The organism is Pseudomonas sp. SWRI99 (assembly GCF_014270125.1).
Taxonomy (GTDB): domain Bacteria; phylum Pseudomonadota; class Gammaproteobacteria; order Pseudomonadales; family Pseudomonadaceae; genus Aquipseudomonas; species Aquipseudomonas hamedanensis.
The window spans coordinates 96,398-113,561 of the sequence record NZ_JABWQR010000025.1 but is presented as its reverse complement, the minus strand read 5'-3'; the positions used below and the strand labels follow the sequence as shown (position 1 = coordinate 113,561).

The window sequence follows — 17,164 nt, the reverse complement described above, 5'->3', positions numbered from 1 at the left end:
GGAGCCGGATTTGAACCGACGACCTTCGGGTTATGAGCCCGACGAGCTACCAGACTGCTCCATCCCGCGTCTGTGTGGCGGCATTCTACAGGCGAACGGCGAGGTGTCAACCGCTAATCCTGTAATGGCCGAAATAACAGCGCAATCGCGGCAAACGGTCGCAGGTACGCGTTAAGTTTCGGAAATCCAAAGAAATCCTCTTTCGCATTCCGTATTGGCGATCCCGTCAGTGCAAAACAGACGCGCACAAAAAAGGCCACTCTTTCGAGTAGCCTTTTTTGATGTTTGGTTGCGGGAGCCGGATTTGAACCGACGACCTTCGGGTTATGAGCCCGACGAGCTACCAGACTGCTCCATCCCGCGTCTGTGTGTCGGCATTCTACAGAGGATCACCGAGCTGTCAACCTTCAATTTGGATAAATCTGTTGAGGTTCAAGCGCTTAGCTCGTTTTCAAGGGCGCCTGTCGGCGCGCAGCCCAGAGCGTACAAGGCTTCCAGCTCTATTGGCGGTTGGTCCGTGATTGAAAAAACAAATCCTTATGAAGTTTCCTACTGTCGGAAAAGATCCTTCAACCACTGGTGCTATATACAGGTGTCGGTGAGATACTGGCGCTCCGGCTTGCCACGTTTGTTTTTCCTACATGACTCAGCGAAAAATCATCCACATCGACTGTGATTGTTTCTACGCCGCCATCGAGATGCGCGACGATCCGCGTCTGGCTGGCAAGCCGTTGGCGGTCGGTGGGTCGGCGGATCGACGCGGAGTGATCGCGACCTGCAATTACGAAGCGCGAGCCTATGGCGTGCGCTCGGCGATGGCCTCCGGGCATGCCTTGAAGCTTTGCCCAGACCTGACCATCGTCAAGCCGCGCATGGAGGCTTACCGCGAGGCGTCGAAGGAAATTCATACGATCTTTGCCGATTACACCGACCTGATCGAGCCTTTGTCATTGGATGAGGCCTATCTGGACGTGTCGGACAGTGCGCATTTCGGCGGCAGTGCCACGCGCATTGCCCAGGACATTCGTCGCCGAGTCTCCAATCAATTGCATATCACTGTTTCCGCTGGCGTTGCGCCGAACAAGTTTCTGGCCAAGATCGCCAGTGACTGGAAGAAGCCCAACGGCTTGTTCGTGATCACGCCGGACCAGGTCGAGGATTTCGTCAGCGGTTTGCCCGTGAGCAAGCTGCACGGCGTGGGTAAAGTTACCGCCGACAAACTCGGCAAGCTGGGCATTGTTGACTGCGAGCATCTGCGTGAGTGGGGCAGGCTGGCGCTGGTACGTGAATTTGGCAGCTTCGGCGAGCGATTGTGGAACCTGGCTCGTGGGATTGACGATCGGCTGGTGCATAACGACAGTCGTCGTCAGTCGATCAGCGTGGAAAACACCTACGACGTTGATCTGCCGGACTTGCGCAGCTGTCTCGACAAGTTGCCCGAACTGCTGGACACCCTGAAAACCCGCATGGCCCGGATCGACAGCAGTTATCGGCCGGGCAAGCCGTTCGTCAAAGTGAAGTTTCATGACTTCACCCAGACCACGCTGGAACAGGCCGGGGCAGGGCGGGATCTGGGCAGTTATCAGTTGATGCTGACGCAGGCGTTCAATCGCGGCGGCAAACCGGTGCGGTTGTTGGGGGTGGGGGTGAGGCTGGAGGATTTGCGCGGTGGGTTTGAGCAGATGGAGTTGTTCGAGCGATAGATTTGCGGGGCCTGACAGGGCCTCTTCGCGAGCAGGCTCGCTCCCACATTGGATCTGCGTCGTTCACAAATCCCTTGTGGGAGCGAGCCTGCTCCGGGCGGCGTTCCGACGAAGCTTTTCAGCTTTTAATTCGGTCCCGGATCTGCAACCAGACGCCCGGCATCCTTGGTCAATGCCTTGAGAAACTCGGTTTGCAGTTCAGGATCGTTGCGCGTCAGTTCGATCAGGCTTTGTTCCAGTTCGCTGGCTTCTTCTTCCAGACCCAGTTCCGACAGACGCTTGACCCGGTGTACCCACTGGCTCACTTCGTCGTCTTCCAGATCGTCATAAATCAGCCCGTGCGCCTCCAGCAACTTGCCGCGCAGGTGCGAGCTGATCATCAAGGTCGAATCGGAGTGCACATCGTCCTTGGCATCTTCCACGCTGATCTGCAACCGGCCGACATGATTGAGGTCATTTTCTGCAAACGGGCTGTCGAGCAGATTCAGGCGCAGTACGCCGTTGCGATCGGTGGTCATGTCGAAGGTCTGCTTGCCGGCCTTGACCTGCACCGGGCGCTCGCTCCATGGCAGGCTTGAATACTCCGTGCGCTTGTCGCGCTGGACTTCATCGATGCCCGCCAGGTTCTGCTGCGCGCGGCCGTTGGACTGCACGTTCATGAACGGATTGAGCCCGGCGAAACCGTAGCTCAGCCAATCCCGGGTGATGCTGTCCGGCAGGTTGCCGAGGGCAAACACGTTGACCACGTTGGCGCCGACACCGCCGACCACCGCCACCGCACCCAGCGGAATCTCGTAGACTTCGCGCCAGGGTTGGTACGGCGTGTAGCGGTCGTAACGGCGGGTGACTTCGAACTCGGTGACTTCGAAAGTCTTCTGTTCGTTGATCTTCACACGCCGCTGCGGCAGCTCAAGCACCTTGGGCTCGCCGACATCTATCTGCAGGCTGTGGTCGAGCAATTTACGCTCGACCCGCTCCTCGTGCTCGCTGCGTTGGGACATGTGATTGGCACAGCCGCTGACCAGCAGGGCGCCGCACAGGGCGGCGCCACCGAGGCCTAAGGTGTTTCGCTTGAACATGACGTCTCTACTGGTTTCAGCGGCGGATACGGGCCTGCAGGAAGGACAGTACGTCGGCCACCGGCAACGCTTGCGCCTCGCCTTCGGTACGACTCTTGTATTCCAGGTTGCCTTCGGCCAGGCCGCGGTCGCTGACCACGATCCGGTGTGGAATGCCGATCAGCTCCATGTCCGCGAACTTGATGCCCGGGCTGGTTTTCTTGTCGCGATCGTCCAGCAGCACTTCGAAGCCGGCCGCCGTCAGTTCGGCATACAGCTTGTCGGTGGCCTCGCGCACCTGTTCGGTTTCATAGCGCAGCGGGACCAGGGCAATCTGGAACGGCGCCAGGGTGTCGCTCCAGATGATGCCGTTTTCGTCGTTGTTCTGCTCGATGGCGGCAGCCACCACGCGGGACACGCCAATGCCGTAGCAGCCCATTTCCAGGGTCACCGGCTTGCCGTTCTCGCCCAGCACTTCGCACTTCATCGCCTTGCTGTACTTGTTGCCCAACTGGAAGATGTGCCCGACTTCGATGCCGCGCTTGATTTCCAGCGTGCCCTTGCCGTCCGGGCTTGGGTCGCCGGCGACCACGTTGCGCAGGTCGGCGACGGTCGGAACCGGCAGATCACGCTCCCAGTTCACGCCGAAGTAGTGCTTGTCATCGATGTTCGCGCCAATGCCGAAGTCGCTCATCATCTCCACCGAGCGGTCGATGATGATCGGCAGCGGCAGGTTCAGCGGGCCGAGCGAGCCGGCGCCGGCGCCAATGGCGTCACGCAGTTCGGCATCCGACGCCATGACCAGCGGGCTGGCCACGCCTGGCTGGTTGGCCGCCTTGATCTCGTTCAGTTCGTGGTCGCCACGAATCACCAGTGCGATCAGCTTGCCTTCTTCTTCGGCGTGGACGATCAGCGTCTTGATGGTCTTTTCAATCGGCAGGTTGAATTTTTCCACCAGGGCCGCGATGGTTTTGGTGTCCGGAGTGTCGACCAGGCGCAGCTCTTCAGTCGGTGCAGGGCGCGAGGTCTCGCGCGGCACCGCTTCGGCTTTTTCGATATTCGCCGCGTAGTCGGAACCGTTGCTGAAAACGATATCGTCTTCGCCGGACTCGGCCAGCACATGGAACTCGTGGGAGCCGGCGCCGCCGATCGAGCCGTTGTCGGCTTCAACCGGACGGAATTTCAGGCCCAGACGCGTGAACACGTTGCAGTACGCCTGATGCATGCGGTCATAGGTGACCTGCAGCGAAGCTTGATCGGCGTGGAACGAGTAGGCGTCCTTCATGATGAATTCGCGGCCGCGCATCAAACCGAAGCGTGGACGGATTTCGTCACGGAATTTGGTCTGGATCTGGTACAGGTTGATTGGCAGCTGTTTGTAGCTGCTCAACTCGTTGCGCATCAGATCGGTGATCACTTCTTCGTGGGTCGGGCCCGCGCAGAAATCGCGACCGTGGCGGTCTTTGATGCGCAGCAGCTCAGGGCCGTATTCTTCCCAGCGCCCCGATTCCTGCCACAGCTCGGCCGGTTGGGTGCTCGGCATCAACACTTCCAGAGAACCGGCAGCGTTCATTTCTTCGCGAACGATGGCTTCGACCTTGCGCATGACTCGCAGGCCCATCGGCAGCCAGGTGTACAGGCCCGAGGCAAGCTTGCGGATCATGCCGGCGCGCAGCATCAGCTGATGGCTGATCACGACCGCATCGGAAGGCGTTTCTTTCTGTGTGGCGAGCAAAAATTGACTGGTGCGCATGGTTGGCCGTTGTCGGTTGCTATGACTGGAAATGACGCAGCAGTGTACCGGCGAGTGCTGCCGACGTACAGGCGTGCGGTCGGTGGGGCGGTACGACGGCAGGATTCCTCCCGCCGCCGACGAAACGTCTTACGACTCTTCGCTGACCGGGGCCGCGGCGGGCTCGGGCGTCGGCGTCGGGCCTTCGCGGCGGCTTTCCTGAAACCAGTGCAGCGCAATAAGGACCAGTGTCGGTACGCCGAGCAGCGCGGTGATAAGAAAGAAGCTGTGATAGCCGAATTTCTCCACCAGCACCCCGGAATAGCCACCCATCAGGCGTGGCAGCAGCAGCATGATCGAGCTGAGCAGGGCGTATTGCGTGGCGGAGAACTTCAGGTTGGTCAGGCTCGACAGGTAGGCGACGAACGCCGACGTGGCCAGGCCCGAGCTGAAGTTGTCGAGGGAAATGGTCACCACCAGCATGTGCAGGTTCGGGCCCATGTCGGCAAGCATCACAAACAACAGGTTGGTCCCCGCCGAGGCTACGCCGCCGATAAACAGGATCGGCAGGATGCCGAAACGCACAATCAACAGGCCGCCCATGCCAGCCCCGACAAGGGTCATGATCAGGCCGAAGATCTTGCTGACACTGGCGATCTGGTCCTTGGTGAAGCCCTGGTCAATGTAGAACACGTTGGCCATCACGCCCATCACCGTGTCCGACATGCGATAGGTGGCGATCAGGCCCAGCAGCAGTAGGGCCTGCCAGCGATAACGCAGGATGAAGTCATTGATCGGCGTCAGGACCGGCGCCAACCCGCGCCGGCCCATGGCCGACAGGCACAGGCCGGTGAGCAGTGTATAGAGAATGGCGCGCAGGAAGGCCCGGTCTTCGAGCAGCAGGTCCAGAGGACTCATGTCGCCGAACAGCACGCCGGCGAAATCGGTGTTGTACAGCTGGGTGAACATCGCCGGTACCGACACCAGCAAAATGATCAGCACAAACACCGACATCAATTGATGCATGAACGTGTAACGCCCGGCCTGCAACTGCGTGCGCAGCGGCACGGGCGGCTCACGCATGAACAGCGTGGTCAACAGTGCGGGCACCATCAAGGCGCCGAACAAGACATAAGTGCCGGTCCAGGCTGCGTGTTTATAGTTGAAACCGGTGGAGCCGAAACCTTCAGCGAAAAACAGGGCGCCGGCGGTGGCGAGCAGGGCGGCGACGCGGTAGCCGGACATGTAACTGGCGGCAAGGGCGGCCTGGCGGCTGTCGTCGGCGATTTCCAGGCGATAGGCGTCGACCGCAATATCCTGGGTGGCAGAGGCGAACGCGACGACAACGGCAATGGCGATCAGCCAGGACAAGTGTTTCTGCGGATCACAGAAGCCCATGCCGATCAGTCCGAGAATCACCAGCGCTTGCGAGAGCACCAGCCACGAACGACGACGGCCCAGCTTGCCCAGCAACGGCAGGCGCCATTGGTCGAGCAGGGGCGACCAGACCCATTTGAACGCATAAGCCAGACCGATCAGGCTGGCATAGCCGATGGTTTCACGGGCCACACCGGCTTCACGCAGCCAGACGGAAAGCGTTGAAAACACCAGCATGTACGGCAGGCCGGCAGCAAAACCGAGCAACAACAGCACGAGCGTCGAAGGACTGGCATAGGCGGCGAGCGCGGCGCGCCAGGTTTTACGGGGCATGGGCTGAAGTCTGCCTCAAAATTGCGAAAACAAAGCGCGCACTCTAACCGCTGTGCTCTACCGGACGCCAGCCATGACGCTGAATATCCACACGATTGTTCAGGACGGTAATGCCTTCCATACGCAATCGCGCCCTTTGTTCATCGCCGGAAGGGCTGCCCACCGGCAGGCTGATCCGCCCACCGGCACCCAGCACACGGTGCCAGGGCAGTCTGGTATCGCTCGGCAACTGGCTCAAGGTGCGGCCGACCCAGCGGGCGGCGCGTCCCAGCCCCGCCAGTTCAGCCAGTTGGCCGTAGCTGACCACTTTGCCCTCAGGCACCTGCGCGAGGGTCGAGTAGAGCGCCGTGCGTCGGATTTGCGCTTCGCTCTCGTGGTCATGGATCGCGTCTTTCACGGGCCGGGTTCCTGAGCATCGCTGTGATTAATGCCCCAAGGGTAATCCGTGATCGGGCAGATGAGAAATGAACTCAATAGAAATAGTCCGGTCAGTCCTTGTCATGGGCAGGATCCTGCGGATAATGCCGACTTTTTTTCGCCAACTCTGAGCCCCTGACCCGCTTATGTTCTCCAGAACCCTGTTGTGCCTTGCTGTTTGCAGCACGTCCACGCCCCTGCTTGCCGACACCGTCTGGTTGAAAAACGGCGACAAGCTGAGCGGCACTATCACGGTATTCGATGGCGGCAAGCTGTTGATCCAGACCAAATACGCTGGCGCGGTCGCGATTGACTGGAAAGAGGTCAAGACCCTCGATAGCGATCAGCACCTGCTGGTCAAGCAGGACGCCTACACCGGTGAAGTATCGAAGTCGCTCACTGCGGCGGATGACGGCAAAGTCACGCTGGCTAACGGTGATGCGCCGAAAACTGTCGAGCTGGCCAGCATTCAGCAGATTCTCAAGCCCAAGCCGATCGTCACCGACCTGGTGTGGAAGGGCAATGTCGACCTGGCGCTGGACTATCAACGCGCCGAAAAAGACACCGACGACTACGATGTCGGCTTCAAGACCTCGGCGCGTCATGGTCGCTGGCGGCACACGGCAGAGGGCGAGTACAACCGCGAAGTGCAGGACGCGGAAACCACCACCAACAACTGGCGTGCCGAATACTCCCTCGACCGCTTCCTGACCGATCAGTGGTTCTGGCAAGGGCGCCTGAACTACAAGCGCGATCACATCGAAGAGCTGGCGCGCCAGCGTGTCGTCGGTACCGGTCCGGGCTACCAGTTCTGGGATGACGAACTGGGCGCGTTCTCGCTGGGTTCGCTGCTCAACCGCACCGATTACGAATACCGCGATGGCAGCAAGGACAACTTCTATTCCGTTGCCATGAAATGGGATTACAACCGCTACCTGATTGGCAAGAAGGTTGAGTTCTTCACCAACGGTGAGGTCGGCAAGCCACTGTCGGGTGTAGCTGATTACGCGCTGGACGCCGAGTTGGGGCTGCGTTACAAGGTCACTGACTGGGCATCGCTGAACCTCAAGGCCGAGCGCGACATTATCAGCGGCACCAACGATGCGGATTTGAACAAGACGCGCTACACCGCAGGGTTTGGCGTGGCCTGGTAAGCAAAAGCAAAAGCAAAAGATCGTCCGGACGAGGCCCGAGCCTTCGGACGATCTTTTTTTACGCCATGAAAAAACAGGCGCCCACAAAAAAGCCCCGCTTTTGAGGGCGGGGCTCTTTTCTAAAGAAGCTACAAGTTAGATAACTTGTACTTCTTCAGCTTGCATGCCTTTCTGACCGCGGGTAGCGATGAAAGAAACCTGTTGGCCTTCTTTCAGGCTTTTGAAGCCGTCGGATTGGATAGCTTTGAAGTGAACGAACAGGTCGTCACCGGATTGTGGGGTGATGAAGCCGAAGCCTTTTTCATCGTTGAACCACTTAACGGTACCGGTTTGGCGATTAGACATGGTGTAACTCCTTGAACAAAGATAACTGCGACTCAGGAAGAACCCTGGCCGAGACTGAGTGCAAAGAGCAGGAAAAATTCTTGTAGATGGTTGGATCGAAATTCAACATATCGTGTAGAGATTCTCAGTGACACAAGCAACACAGTGACGCCACCTTAACCCTTTTTCAGGAACGTGCCAATGGTTCTTGCGAAGGTTTCTCTGATTTCGGGATCGACGGTCTGCCAGTTCGTCGCCAGAACGCGTAATTACGGGGTGTTCGCCGAGAATTGCGATGTGCACTTTGAACGCGGCGGCGCGCCCGGTAAGATGCCGGACAGAATTTTTCCACCTCGCTATTCAGGACAAACCCGCCATGAGCATCAAATCGGACAAGTGGATTCGCCGCATGGCGCAGGAACACGGCATGATCGAACCGTTCGTCGAGCGCCAAGTGCGCGGCAGCGACGACAGCCGGGTGATTTCCTACGGCGTGTCGAGCTACGGTTACGACGTGCGTTGCACCAACCACTTCAAGGTGTTCACCAACATCAATTCGGCCATTGTCGACCCGAAAAATTTCGATGCCGGCAGCTTCGTCGACATTCACAGCGATGTCTGCATCATTCCGCCGAACTCCTTCGCGCTGGCCAGCACCGTTGAATACTTCCGCATTCCGCGCAATGTGCTGACCATCTGCCTGGGTAAAAGCACCTACGCGCGTTGCGGCATCATCGTCAACGTCACCCCGCTCGAGCCTGAGTGGGAAGGTCACGTTACCCTGGAATTCTCCAACACCACCAACCTGCCGGCGAAAATCTACGCCAATGAAGGCGTGGCGCAGATGCTCTTCCTCGAGTCCGATGAAGAATGCGAAGTGTCCTACAAGGATCGTGGCGGCAAATACCAGGGCCAGCGTGGCGTGACATTGCCGCGTACCTGATTTGCCATCCGACGGGCGTCGGGAATTCTTTGGCGGGCAGACACTCTATGGGGTGTACTGCCCGTTTTTGTTACAGACAAATACGGGCCTTCAATGAGGAGTGCCCTATGAAGATCGATCCGCGAATCAGCGCTGAACTGGCAAGGCTTGAGCCCAATCAGATAGGCGTCCTGGCCTGGTCGTTATTGGCGAATCCGTCTTTGAACCTGTCCGGTGTGCCGGGTCAGCCCGGTCCCGATACTCCCAACGAACAGCCGACCGAACCGGGTGAGCCGACGCTGCCGGACGAACCGCCTCCGGCGCCTGTCGCCTGATTTGCCTGTAGGTCGATGGCTCGTCTATCGAGGTCGGTGAGGACTTCAGTTGACGGGCCATATTTCGTTGTCACCGATGACAAAAATCCTGCACGTGTCGTCCCGCTCGACCGCATAGCCGCCAGTGAACGCGCCGAAGGCCGGTAGCAGGCTGACCTGTTCGCCCAGCCTGAAGCATGCCAGTCTTAGCCGTTGCCGTCCCTTGCCATGCAAGTGATAAACGGGGTGTACGTGCCCGGCGAGGACGTGTCGCTCCGGATGCGGGTCCGGCTCGTGCTGTAAGGCGAACGGCCCCAGCAGCATGGGCTCGGGCACTACACGAATGTTCAGCGAGGCTGGTGGATCGCCGGCGCGCTTGTCGTGATTGCCGCGAATCAGCGTCATCGGCAACGCGGTGTGCCGAACTCGCCATTCGGCTAACGCGCCCAGCGTGGCCGGCGCATGCGAGCCCGGGCCGTGGAGAAAATCCCCGAGGAAGATCAACTGGCGGCACGGCAGCCTCGCCAGCAGCGCGTCGATCACCGCGATATTGCTCGCAGTGGTGCCATGCGGCACTGGCTGACCAAGGCTGCGATAGGCCGCTGCTTTGCCAAAATGCACGTCGGCAATCAGCAGGGCCTCCTGCGCTGGCCAGTACAACGCCTTCTCCGGCAGCAGCCACAGTTCTTCGCCTGCCAGACGCACCGGGTACGCCGCGCTCATGCTGACTGCGCCTTGTCAGCGGTTTTTTCCAGATCTCCAACCATTCTTCTGATCCTGTCCGCGAGTTTTTCCGAACTCATGCTTTCGCGCATCCGCTCCACCAGCAGGGGGAATCCCAGCGGGGTAGGACGTTTAACTTGATGCACGTCCATTTTCATCCGCTTGATGCGTTCCAATGTCTGTTCCAGGCGACGAATATCCAGCTCTTCGCGCAGGACTTCTTCCCCGGCCTGCGCCAGCAGCAGGTTGTCGGCGTCGTATTGTTTGAACACCTCGAAGAACAAGCCGCTCGACGCTTGCACTTGGCGGGTGCTTTTCGGTGCACCGGGATAACCGGCGAACACCAGTCCGGCAATGCGTGCAATTTCGCGAAAACGGCGCAGCGCCAGCTCGCCAGCATTGAGGCTGGCGAGCACATCCGGCAACAGGTCCTCGGCGTTGAACAGTCGTGCATCGAGATGCGTCGCCCAATCCAGCGGCGTGGCGCTGAGCAGTTCCAGCCCGTAATCATTCACCGCTATCGAAAAGGTAACCGGCTGGCGCTGGCTGGCCCGCCATGCCAGCAGACTCGCCAGCCCCAGATGTACCTGACGTCCGGCAAACGGGTAGAGGAAAAGGTGCCAGCCCTCGCGGGATTTCAGCACCTCGGCCAGCAGGTTCTCGCTGGTAGGCAAGCCGGACCAACGCATCTGGGTTTCCAGCAGCGGTCGCAGCGCCTGCATTTCCGGGCCGGCAAACTGACCGCGGGCTGCCGCGCTGAAACGCGCAACCACCGCTTCGGCCAGTTCGTTGGATAACGGCATGCGACCGCCATTCCAGCGCGGCACCGCGGCTTTTTTCGCGGTGCTGCGCTTGACGTAGGCGGTCATGTTCTCCACCCGTACCAGTTCCAGCAGGCGGCCAGCGAAGAGGAAGCCATCGCCGGGTTTGAGTCGAGCGATAAAGCCTTCCTCGACACTGCCCAACTGTTTACCCCCACCACCCTTGCTCCAGAACTTCAGATTGATGCTCGCGTCGCTGACAATGGTGCCGATGCTCATTCGGTGGCGTCGCGCCAGACGAGCATCCGGCACCCGCCAGACGCCATGTTCATCCGGTTCGACCCGGCGGTAATCCGGGTAAGCCGTCAGCGACATCCCGCCATGGCGTACGAAAGCCAGCGCCCAGGCCCAATCGGCAGGTGTCAGATCGCGGTAGGCCCAGGCGCCACGGACTTCTTCGTACAAATCTTGAGGAATAAACCCACCGCCAAGGGCCATGCTGACCAAATGTTGCACCAGTACATCCAGAGGCTTTTGCGGCGACAGGCGCGGTTCGATGCGGCGTTGCTCGACGGCATCACGAGCCGCAACCGCTTCGATCAGCTCCAGGCTGTGGGTCGGCACCAGCGTCACGCGCGACGTGCGCCCCGGTGCATGGCCGGAGCGCCCGGCGCGCTGCATCAGACGCGCGACGCCTTTGGCTGAGCCAATCTGCAGCACGCGCTCGACCGGCAGGAAATCCACACCCAAGTCCAGGCTTGAGGTACACACCACGGCCTTCAACTGTCCGTCCTTCAAGGCCTGTTCGACCCAGTCACGGGTCTCGCGCGACAGCGAACTGTGGTGCAAGGCAATCAGTCCGGCCCAATCCGGCCGCGCTTCAAGCAGTGCCTGATACCAGATTTCCGATTGCGCCCGGGTGTTGGTGAACATCAGGCTGCTGGCGCAAGCGTCCAGTTCGGCCACCACTTGCGGCAGCATCTTCAGACCGATATGCCCGGCCCAGGGAAAACGCTCGATGGCCGGCGGGAGAAGGGTGTCGACCAGCAGGTTTTTTTCGTTTTTGCCCTGAACACTGATACCGCCGCCCTGTGGGATCAGTACTTGCTCAGCGTGGGATTGATTGCCAAGGGTGGCGGAAACGCCCCAGACGATCAGTTCAGGCTGCCACTGGCGCAGGCGGGCGAGGGCCAGTTGCAACTGCACGCCGCGTTTGTTGCCGAGCAGCTCGTGCCATTCATCCACGACGATCATGCGCAAGGTCGATAGCGCCGTGCGAGCATCGGCTCGGGCAAGTAACAGCGTCAGGCTCTCCGGCGTGGTGATCAGTGCGGTCGGCAGGCGCCGGCCCTGACGCGCGCGTTCGCTGCTGCTGGTGTCGCCAGTGCGCAAGCCGATGCTCCATGGCAGTTGCAGATCATCGACCGGTGCCTGCAAGGCGCGCGCAGTGTCGGCGGCGAGGGCGCGCATGGGCGTGATCCACAGCACGGTCAGCGGTTCGGCCGGCGGTTTGCGCTTGCGCGGCGTGGCCGCTGGTGCTTGTCCGCGGGCGAAGCGATTGAGCGCGGCAAACCACACCGCGTAAGTCTTGCCGGCGCCCGTGCTGGCGTGGAGCACTCCGGATTCGCCGTTTTTCACCGCCGCCCACACCTGTTTCTGAAAGGCAAACGGCTTCCAGTCGCGGGCCTTGAACCAGGTTTTTGCGTGGTCGGGGGATCTCGCCATGCCGGCTGCGTGCGCTCTGGAGGGGTTGTTTCAGAGACAGCGAAGCGGGCGGACAAGTTTAACTTTTTGGCTTGCCCCGACCCCTGTAGGAGTGTGTATGGCGTTATTTCAGGTTGCCACTGAGGAATTGTTTGAGACGTTCGCTTTTCGGGTTGCCCAGCACTTCTTCCGGCGCACCTTCTTCTTCCACCAGGCCCTGATGCAGAAACAGCACCTGGCTGGACACCTTGCGCGCAAAACTCATCTCGTGCGTGACCATGATCATCGTCCGGCCTTCCTCGGCCAAGCCTTGAATCACTTTCAGCACCTCACCCACCAATTCCGGATCCAGCGCCGAGGTCGGTTCATCGAACAGCATCACTTCCGGCTCCATCGCCAGCGCCCGGGCAATGGCCACGCGTTGCTGCTGACCGCCGGAAAGAAAGGCCGGGTATTGATCGGCAACCCGCGCCGGCAGGCCGACCTTGTCCAGATACCGGCGGGCGCGGTCCTCGGCCTCCTGTTTGCTGCAGCCCAGCACCCGGCGCGGGGCCATGGTGATGTTTTCCAGCACGCTCATGTGGCTCCACAGGTTGAAATGCTGGAACACCATCGCCAGCCGCGTGCGCAAGCGTTGCAGTTCATCGGCGTCAGCGACGTGCATGCCGTGGCGATCGGTGACCATGCGGATCGCCTGGCCGTCGAGGCTCATGGCGCCGTCGTTGGGTTGTTCGAGAAAGTTGATGCAGCGCAAAAAGGTGCTTTTGCCCGAGCCGCTGGCGCCGATCAGGCTGATCACGTCGCCGGTTCTGGCCTTGAGCGAAACGCCTTTGAGCACCTGATGATCGCCATAGCTTTTGTGCAGGCCTTCAACGGTCAGTTTGTACATGGGACGAGCATCCTCAAGGCGAAAGTAGGTAGCCGCTGCGATAGGCTTCGGCGCCCGCGACGTGGGCGATGACCATGCCGGCAGTGGCCATGCGCCGCAGCGAGCGCGCATACAGCAGGCCGGCGGCGGTGCAATGAATGGGGGTGACCTTGTCGTGGATCGGGTCGATGATTTCGGCAATCTGCTGTCCGGCTTCCAGGTATTGGCCGGGCGCCGCGCAGTACACCAGCAGGCCGCCGACCGGTGTGGTCACAGGTTCCACGCCGGCCAGCGGCGTGGCCGGGAATGGCAGCGGTGGTTGCGGTTTGGTTTCGCCGACGATGGCGTCGAACTGCACCAGATAATCGATCAGTGCCTGGCAGTCGCGACTGGCCATCGGATGGTTGACGTCACCTTGACCGCGCAATTCGACAGTGACCGAGAAGCTGCCCAGCGGAATCTCGAACTGCTCGCCAAAACGTTCTTTCAATTGCCACCACAGCAGGGTGAAGCATTCGTCGAACGACTGGCCGCCGGAATCGGTGGCCAACAGGCTCGCCCGGGATTCGATGTAGCGCGCCAGAGGTTCGACCTGCGGCCACGCTTCAGGCGTGGTGTAAAGATGCACTACCGATTCGAAGTCGCAGTGCAAGTCCAGCACCATGTCGGCGTCGCAGGCCAGGCGTTGCAGGGTCAGGCGCTGAGACTGTAATTGCGTCGTCGGCGTCTGGCGGGCGAGCGCGTGGCGCAGGCAGGCACGAATCAGCTCGAGGTTGTGCTGCGGGTCGTCGTTCAGTTGGCCTTCGATGGCGTTGCCGATCTCTTCACTGAGGTCGACGAACCAGCGATTGAAGTTCTGCCCGCTCTCCAGCTCATAGCGGCCCAGCGGCACGTCCATCAGCACTTGTTCGAGGCCGACCGGGTTGGCTACCGGCACCAGCACGATTTCGCTACGCAGGCGGCCGGCCGCTTCCAGCTCCGCCAGGCGTTGCTTGAGGTGCCAGGCGACGAGCATGCCCGGCAGTTCGTCGGCATGCAGCGAGGACTGGATATAAACCTTGCCCTTGGCCTGCTCCGGGCCGAAGTGAAAGCTGTGAATCTGCCGTGCGGTCCCCGGCAGCGGGGCCAGCAAGTCATGAATCTTGTGGCGCATTGCAAAAGAGTCCTAGTGAGTCGGGCCGAGGAAGGCCAGCCAGCGGCGTTCGGCGAGGCGGAACAGGCCGACCAGGGCGAAGGTGATGGTCAGGTAGATCAGCGCGGCGATGCCGAACGACTGAAACGTCAGGAAGGTCGCCGAGTTGGCGTCCCGAGCGACTTTCAGGATGTCGGGGATGGTCGCGGTGAAAGCCACCGTGGTCGAGTGCAGCATCAGAATCACTTCGTTGCTGTAATAAGGCAACGAGCGGCGCAGCGCCGACGGCATGATCACGTAGGCATACAATTTCCAGCCGGTCAGGCCGTACGCCTTGGCCGCTTCGACTTCGCCGTGGTTCATGCTGCGAATCGCTCCGGCGAAAATCTCCGTGGTGTACGCGCAGGTGTTGAGGGCGAAGGCGAGGATCGTGCAGTTCATCGCATCGCGAAAGAAACTGTCGAGAATCGGTTGTTCGCGCACGGAGGCGAGGCTGTAGATCCCCGTGTAGCAGATCAGCAGCTGGATATAGAGCGGCGTGCCACGGAACAGGTAGGTGTAGAACTGCACCGGCCAGCGAACATAGAAGTGCGGTGAGACGCGGGCGATCGACAGCGGAATCGAGACGATAAAGCCGATGCAGATCGAGGCGCTCAGCAGCCACATCGTCATCGCCAGTCCGGTGATGTTCTGGCCGTCGGTATAAAGGAAGGCTTTCCAGTATTCCTGCAAGAGTTCGATCATCGCACGGCCTCCCGGGCGCCGGCAGCGTAGCGGCGTTCGAGCCAGCGCAGAATGAAGTTCGAAGCACTGGTGATCAGCAGGTAAATCAACGCCGCAAGGACCAGAAAGTAGAACAGCTGATAGGTACTTTTGCCCGCGTCCTGCGCAGCCTTGACCAGATCGGCCAGGCCGATGATCGACACCAGCGCGGTGGCCTTGAGCATGACCATCCAGTTATTGCCGATGCCCGGCAGGGCGAAGCGCATCATTTGCGGGAACACCACGAAGCGAAAGCGCTGGCCGCGTTTAAGACCATAAGCGGTGGCCGCTTCGACCTGACCACGGGGCACGGCGAGGATGGCTCCGCGGAAGGTTTCGGTGAAATAGGCGCCATAGATGAAGCCCAGCGTCAGCACGCCGGCGCTGAACGGGTCAATCTCGATGTATTCCCATTCCATGTAATCGGTCAGCGTGGTCAGCCAGGTTTGCAGGCTGTAGAAGATCAGCAGCATCAGCACCAGGTCCGGCACGCCGCGAATCAGCGTGGTGTAGAGCTGGGCGGGCAGGCGCACCAGTTTGACTTTCGACAGTTTGGCACTGGCGCCGAGCAGACCGAGCAACACGGCCACCAGCAGCGACATCGCCGATAATTTGATGGTCATCCAGGTGCCTTGCAGCAGCAACGGGCCGAAGCCGTGCAGACTGAAGGAGGCAAGCCCCAGATTTTGCAGGAGGGTTTCGAACATAAATCAGCAACCTGAGCGGATGGAAAAGGCGCCCATCGTGGATGGGCGCCGGAGCATTATTTGCCGCTGTACAAATTCAGATCGCCAAAGTGTTTCTTTTGAATCTCGGCGTACTTGCCGTCGTCGTGTAACGCTTTGATACCTTTATCCAAAAGTGCTTTCAGCTCAGTGTTACCTTTCTTGATACCGATCGCGGTTTTCGACGGCAGCAATTCGCTGTCCACGGGCTGGCTGATTTCATAATCGGCGCCTTTTGGCGACTTCAAAAAGCCCAGCTCGGCTTGCAGCATGTCCTGGATGCCAGCGTCGAGACGGCCGGAGGTCAGGTCGGAATACACTTGATCCTGGTTCTGGTAGGCCTGGGTTTTCACGCCGGCCTTGTCCAGCACGGCTTTGGCATAGGCTTCCTGAATGGTGCCCTGCTCATAACCGACAGTTTTGCCCTTCAGCGAGGCGGCATCAGCGGTGATGCCGGAGCCCTTCTTGAATACGTACGCGGTCGGGCCGGAAAACAACTCGTTGGAGAAGTCGATGACTTTTTCGCGGGCCGGGGTCACGGTCATCGACGAGATCACACCATCGAATTTGTTGGCCTTGAGGCCCGGAATCATGCCGTCGAAGTCGCTTTCGACCCACTTGCACTTGACCTTCAATTCGGCGCAGATCGCGTTGCCCAGGTCAATGTCGAACCCGACCAGGCTGCCGTCGGCCGCTTTCGACTCGAACGGTGCGTACGAAGGGTCGACGCCAAAGCGCAGCTCTTTGTATTCCTTGGCCAGCGCGGAGCCGGCGGCCATGCACAACGCCAGTGCAGAAAGGGTCAGCAATGCTTTTTTCATTATTCAATCCCTAAGAACCAATATGAGCGCTTGTGGCGCAGAATTATTGTTACTGCAACGCTTACGACCTATAGAAAGTAGCAATTTCCGAACCAGAGTCCCGAACAAGTGTTTTAAAAGGTTGAGCGGGGAGGCAGGAGGACGATTGAATGCCCGGAAACGGGCGTTGCGATTTCGGTGCACCGCTTTGGAACAAACCCTGAGCTCAGGACTGCGATTCCCTGTGGCGAGGGAGCTTGCTCCCGCTGGAGGGCGAAGCACTCCCCGGCGTTTTGCCTGACAGACTTGGGCGGCAGGTTTTGCAACTGCTGCGCAGTCGAGCGGGAGCAAGCTC

16 protein-coding genes and 1 tRNA gene are annotated in these 17,164 nt (G+C 60.0%); 4 read left to right on the top strand and 13 right to left on the bottom strand.

Annotated elements, in window-relative coordinates; genetic code table 11:
- Nucleotides 1-286 precede the first annotated feature (286 nt).
- Nucleotides 287-363: transfer RNA gene (locus tag HU743_RS20220), tRNA-Met, on the bottom strand.
- A 278-nt stretch (nt 364-641) separates the two neighbouring features.
- Here HU743_RS20220 and dinB point away from each other — a divergent pair.
- Entirely contained in the window at nt 642-1,703 is a 1,062-nt protein-coding gene (dinB, locus tag HU743_RS20215; RefSeq protein WP_186636664.1) for a DNA polymerase IV, read from the top strand.
- Between the two features lie 125 nt (nt 1,704-1,828).
- Here dinB and HU743_RS20210 read toward each other — a convergent pair whose 3' ends face one another.
- The 4 genes from HU743_RS20210 to HU743_RS20195 all read right to left on the bottom strand — a co-directional run bounded on the left by HU743_RS20210 (nt 1,829) and on the right by HU743_RS20195 (nt 6,600).
- Complete coding sequence (locus HU743_RS20210) at nt 1,829-2,782, bottom strand: hypothetical protein (RefSeq protein WP_186650815.1); 954 nt, start codon at nt 2,780-2,782, stop codon at nt 1,829-1,831.
- A 16-nt stretch (nt 2,783-2,798) separates the two neighbouring features.
- Nucleotides 2,799-4,514, bottom strand: coding sequence for a proline--tRNA ligase (locus HU743_RS20205; protein WP_186621187.1), 1,716 nt, complete (start codon nt 4,512-4,514; stop codon nt 2,799-2,801).
- A 129-nt stretch (nt 4,515-4,643) separates the two neighbouring features.
- Nucleotides 4,644-6,203, bottom strand: a complete 1,560-nt coding sequence (locus HU743_RS20200; protein ID WP_186650813.1) for an AmpG family muropeptide MFS transporter — start codon at nt 6,201-6,203, stop codon at nt 4,644-4,646.
- 43 nt (nt 6,204-6,246) lie between these two features.
- Nucleotides 6,247-6,600: an MGMT family protein gene (locus HU743_RS20195; RefSeq protein ID WP_186621185.1), complete on the bottom strand. Its 354-nt coding sequence runs from the start codon at nt 6,598-6,600 to the stop codon at nt 6,247-6,249.
- 166 nt (nt 6,601-6,766) lie between these two features.
- On the opposite strand from HU743_RS20195, the gene HU743_RS20190 reads away from it, so the two are divergent.
- The gene (locus HU743_RS20190; protein ID WP_186650811.1) at nt 6,767-7,774 is read left to right on the top strand and encodes a DUF481 domain-containing protein; all 1,008 of its coding nucleotides are present in this window, start codon (nt 6,767-6,769) and stop codon (nt 7,772-7,774) included.
- A gap of 135 nt (nt 7,775-7,909) precedes the next feature.
- Here the strand turns inward: HU743_RS20190 and HU743_RS20185 are convergent, their stop codons facing one another.
- Nucleotides 7,910-8,119: a cold-shock protein gene (locus HU743_RS20185; protein ID WP_002554837.1), complete on the bottom strand. Its 210-nt coding sequence runs from the start codon at nt 8,117-8,119 to the stop codon at nt 7,910-7,912.
- Nucleotides 8,120-8,474: 355 nt separating this feature from the next.
- Between HU743_RS20185 and dcd the strand changes: the two genes are divergently transcribed.
- Together dcd and HU743_RS20175 are read left to right on the top strand one after the other, a co-directional pair.
- Entirely contained in the window at nt 8,475-9,041 is a 567-nt protein-coding gene (gene dcd, locus HU743_RS20180) for a dCTP deaminase (RefSeq protein WP_007904652.1), read from the top strand.
- 107 nt (nt 9,042-9,148) lie between these two features.
- Nucleotides 9,149-9,355 (top strand): hypothetical protein, encoded by a 207-nt coding sequence (locus tag HU743_RS20175; RefSeq protein ID WP_186650809.1) that lies wholly within the window; start codon nt 9,149-9,151, stop codon nt 9,353-9,355.
- Between the two features lie 45 nt (nt 9,356-9,400).
- Here the strand turns inward: HU743_RS20175 and pdeM are convergent, their stop codons facing one another.
- The 7 genes from pdeM to HU743_RS20140 form a co-directional block, all read right to left on the bottom strand.
- Complete coding sequence (gene pdeM / locus HU743_RS20170) at nt 9,401-10,057, bottom strand: ligase-associated DNA damage response endonuclease PdeM (protein ID WP_186650807.1); 657 nt, start codon at nt 10,055-10,057, stop codon at nt 9,401-9,403.
- Nucleotides 10,054-12,543: a ligase-associated DNA damage response DEXH box helicase gene (locus tag HU743_RS20165; protein WP_186650805.1), complete on the bottom strand. Its 2,490-nt coding sequence runs from the start codon at nt 12,541-12,543 to the stop codon at nt 10,054-10,056. Before HU743_RS20165 ends, pdeM begins: the two co-directional genes overlap by 4 nt.
- A 103-nt stretch (nt 12,544-12,646) precedes the next feature.
- The gene (locus tag HU743_RS20160) at nt 12,647-13,411 is read right to left on the bottom strand and encodes an ATP-binding cassette domain-containing protein (RefSeq protein ID WP_186636675.1); all 765 of its coding nucleotides are present in this window, start codon (nt 13,409-13,411) and stop codon (nt 12,647-12,649) included.
- A gap of 13 nt (nt 13,412-13,424) precedes the next feature.
- On the bottom strand, nt 13,425-14,543 hold the full coding sequence (locus HU743_RS20155; protein WP_186650803.1) for a succinylglutamate desuccinylase/aspartoacylase family protein: 1,119 nt from the start codon (nt 14,541-14,543) through the stop codon (nt 13,425-13,427).
- Nucleotides 14,544-14,555: 12 nt separating this feature from the next.
- Nucleotides 14,556-15,266, bottom strand: a complete 711-nt coding sequence (locus HU743_RS20150; RefSeq protein WP_186621176.1) for an ABC transporter permease — start codon at nt 15,264-15,266, stop codon at nt 14,556-14,558.
- Nucleotides 15,263-15,991 (bottom strand): ABC transporter permease, encoded by a 729-nt coding sequence (locus HU743_RS20145; protein WP_186636680.1) that lies wholly within the window; start codon nt 15,989-15,991, stop codon nt 15,263-15,265. Before HU743_RS20145 ends, HU743_RS20150 begins: the two co-directional genes overlap by 4 nt.
- Nucleotides 15,992-16,047: 56 nt before the next feature.
- A complete protein-coding gene (locus tag HU743_RS20140; RefSeq protein ID WP_186552422.1) occupies nt 16,048-16,830 on the bottom strand; it encodes a transporter substrate-binding domain-containing protein in 783 nt (260 codons plus the stop codon).
- Nucleotides 16,831-17,164: the final 334 nt, after the last annotated feature.

Coding starts and splice junctions, on each gene's coding strand:
- HU743_RS20185 (WP_002554837.1), bottom strand. CDS start 8,119: ATGTCTAATCGCCAAACCGGTACCGTTAAGTGGTTCAACGATGAAAAA.
- HU743_RS20145 (WP_186636680.1), bottom strand. CDS start 15,991: ATGTTCGAAACCCTCCTGCAAAATCTGGGGCTTGCCTCCTTCAGTCTG.
- dinB (WP_186636664.1), top strand. CDS start 642: ATGACTCAGCGAAAAATCATCCACATCGACTGTGATTGTTTCTACGCC.
- HU743_RS20200 (WP_186650813.1), bottom strand. CDS start 6,203: ATGCCCCGTAAAACCTGGCGCGCCGCGCTCGCCGCCTATGCCAGTCCT.
- HU743_RS20160 (WP_186636675.1), bottom strand. CDS start 13,411: ATGTACAAACTGACCGTTGAAGGCCTGCACAAAAGCTATGGCGATCAT.
- dcd (WP_007904652.1), top strand. CDS start 8,475: ATGAGCATCAAATCGGACAAGTGGATTCGCCGCATGGCGCAGGAACAC.
- pdeM (WP_186650807.1), bottom strand. CDS start 10,057: ATGAGCGCGGCGTACCCGGTGCGTCTGGCAGGCGAAGAACTGTGGCTG.
- HU743_RS20175 (WP_186650809.1), top strand. CDS start 9,149: ATGAAGATCGATCCGCGAATCAGCGCTGAACTGGCAAGGCTTGAGCCC.
- HU743_RS20190 (WP_186650811.1), top strand. CDS start 6,767: ATGTTCTCCAGAACCCTGTTGTGCCTTGCTGTTTGCAGCACGTCCACG.
- HU743_RS20155 (WP_186650803.1), bottom strand. CDS start 14,543: ATGCGCCACAAGATTCATGACTTGCTGGCCCCGCTGCCGGGGACCGCA.
- HU743_RS20165 (WP_186650805.1), bottom strand. CDS start 12,543: ATGGCGAGATCCCCCGACCACGCAAAAACCTGGTTCAAGGCCCGCGAC.
- HU743_RS20210 (WP_186650815.1), bottom strand. CDS start 2,782: ATGTTCAAGCGAAACACCTTAGGCCTCGGTGGCGCCGCCCTGTGCGGC.
- HU743_RS20150 (WP_186621176.1), bottom strand. CDS start 15,266: ATGATCGAACTCTTGCAGGAATACTGGAAAGCCTTCCTTTATACCGAC.
- HU743_RS20140 (WP_186552422.1), bottom strand. CDS start 16,830: ATGAAAAAAGCATTGCTGACCCTTTCTGCACTGGCGTTGTGCATGGCC.
- HU743_RS20205 (WP_186621187.1), bottom strand. CDS start 4,514: ATGCGCACCAGTCAATTTTTGCTCGCCACACAGAAAGAAACGCCTTCC.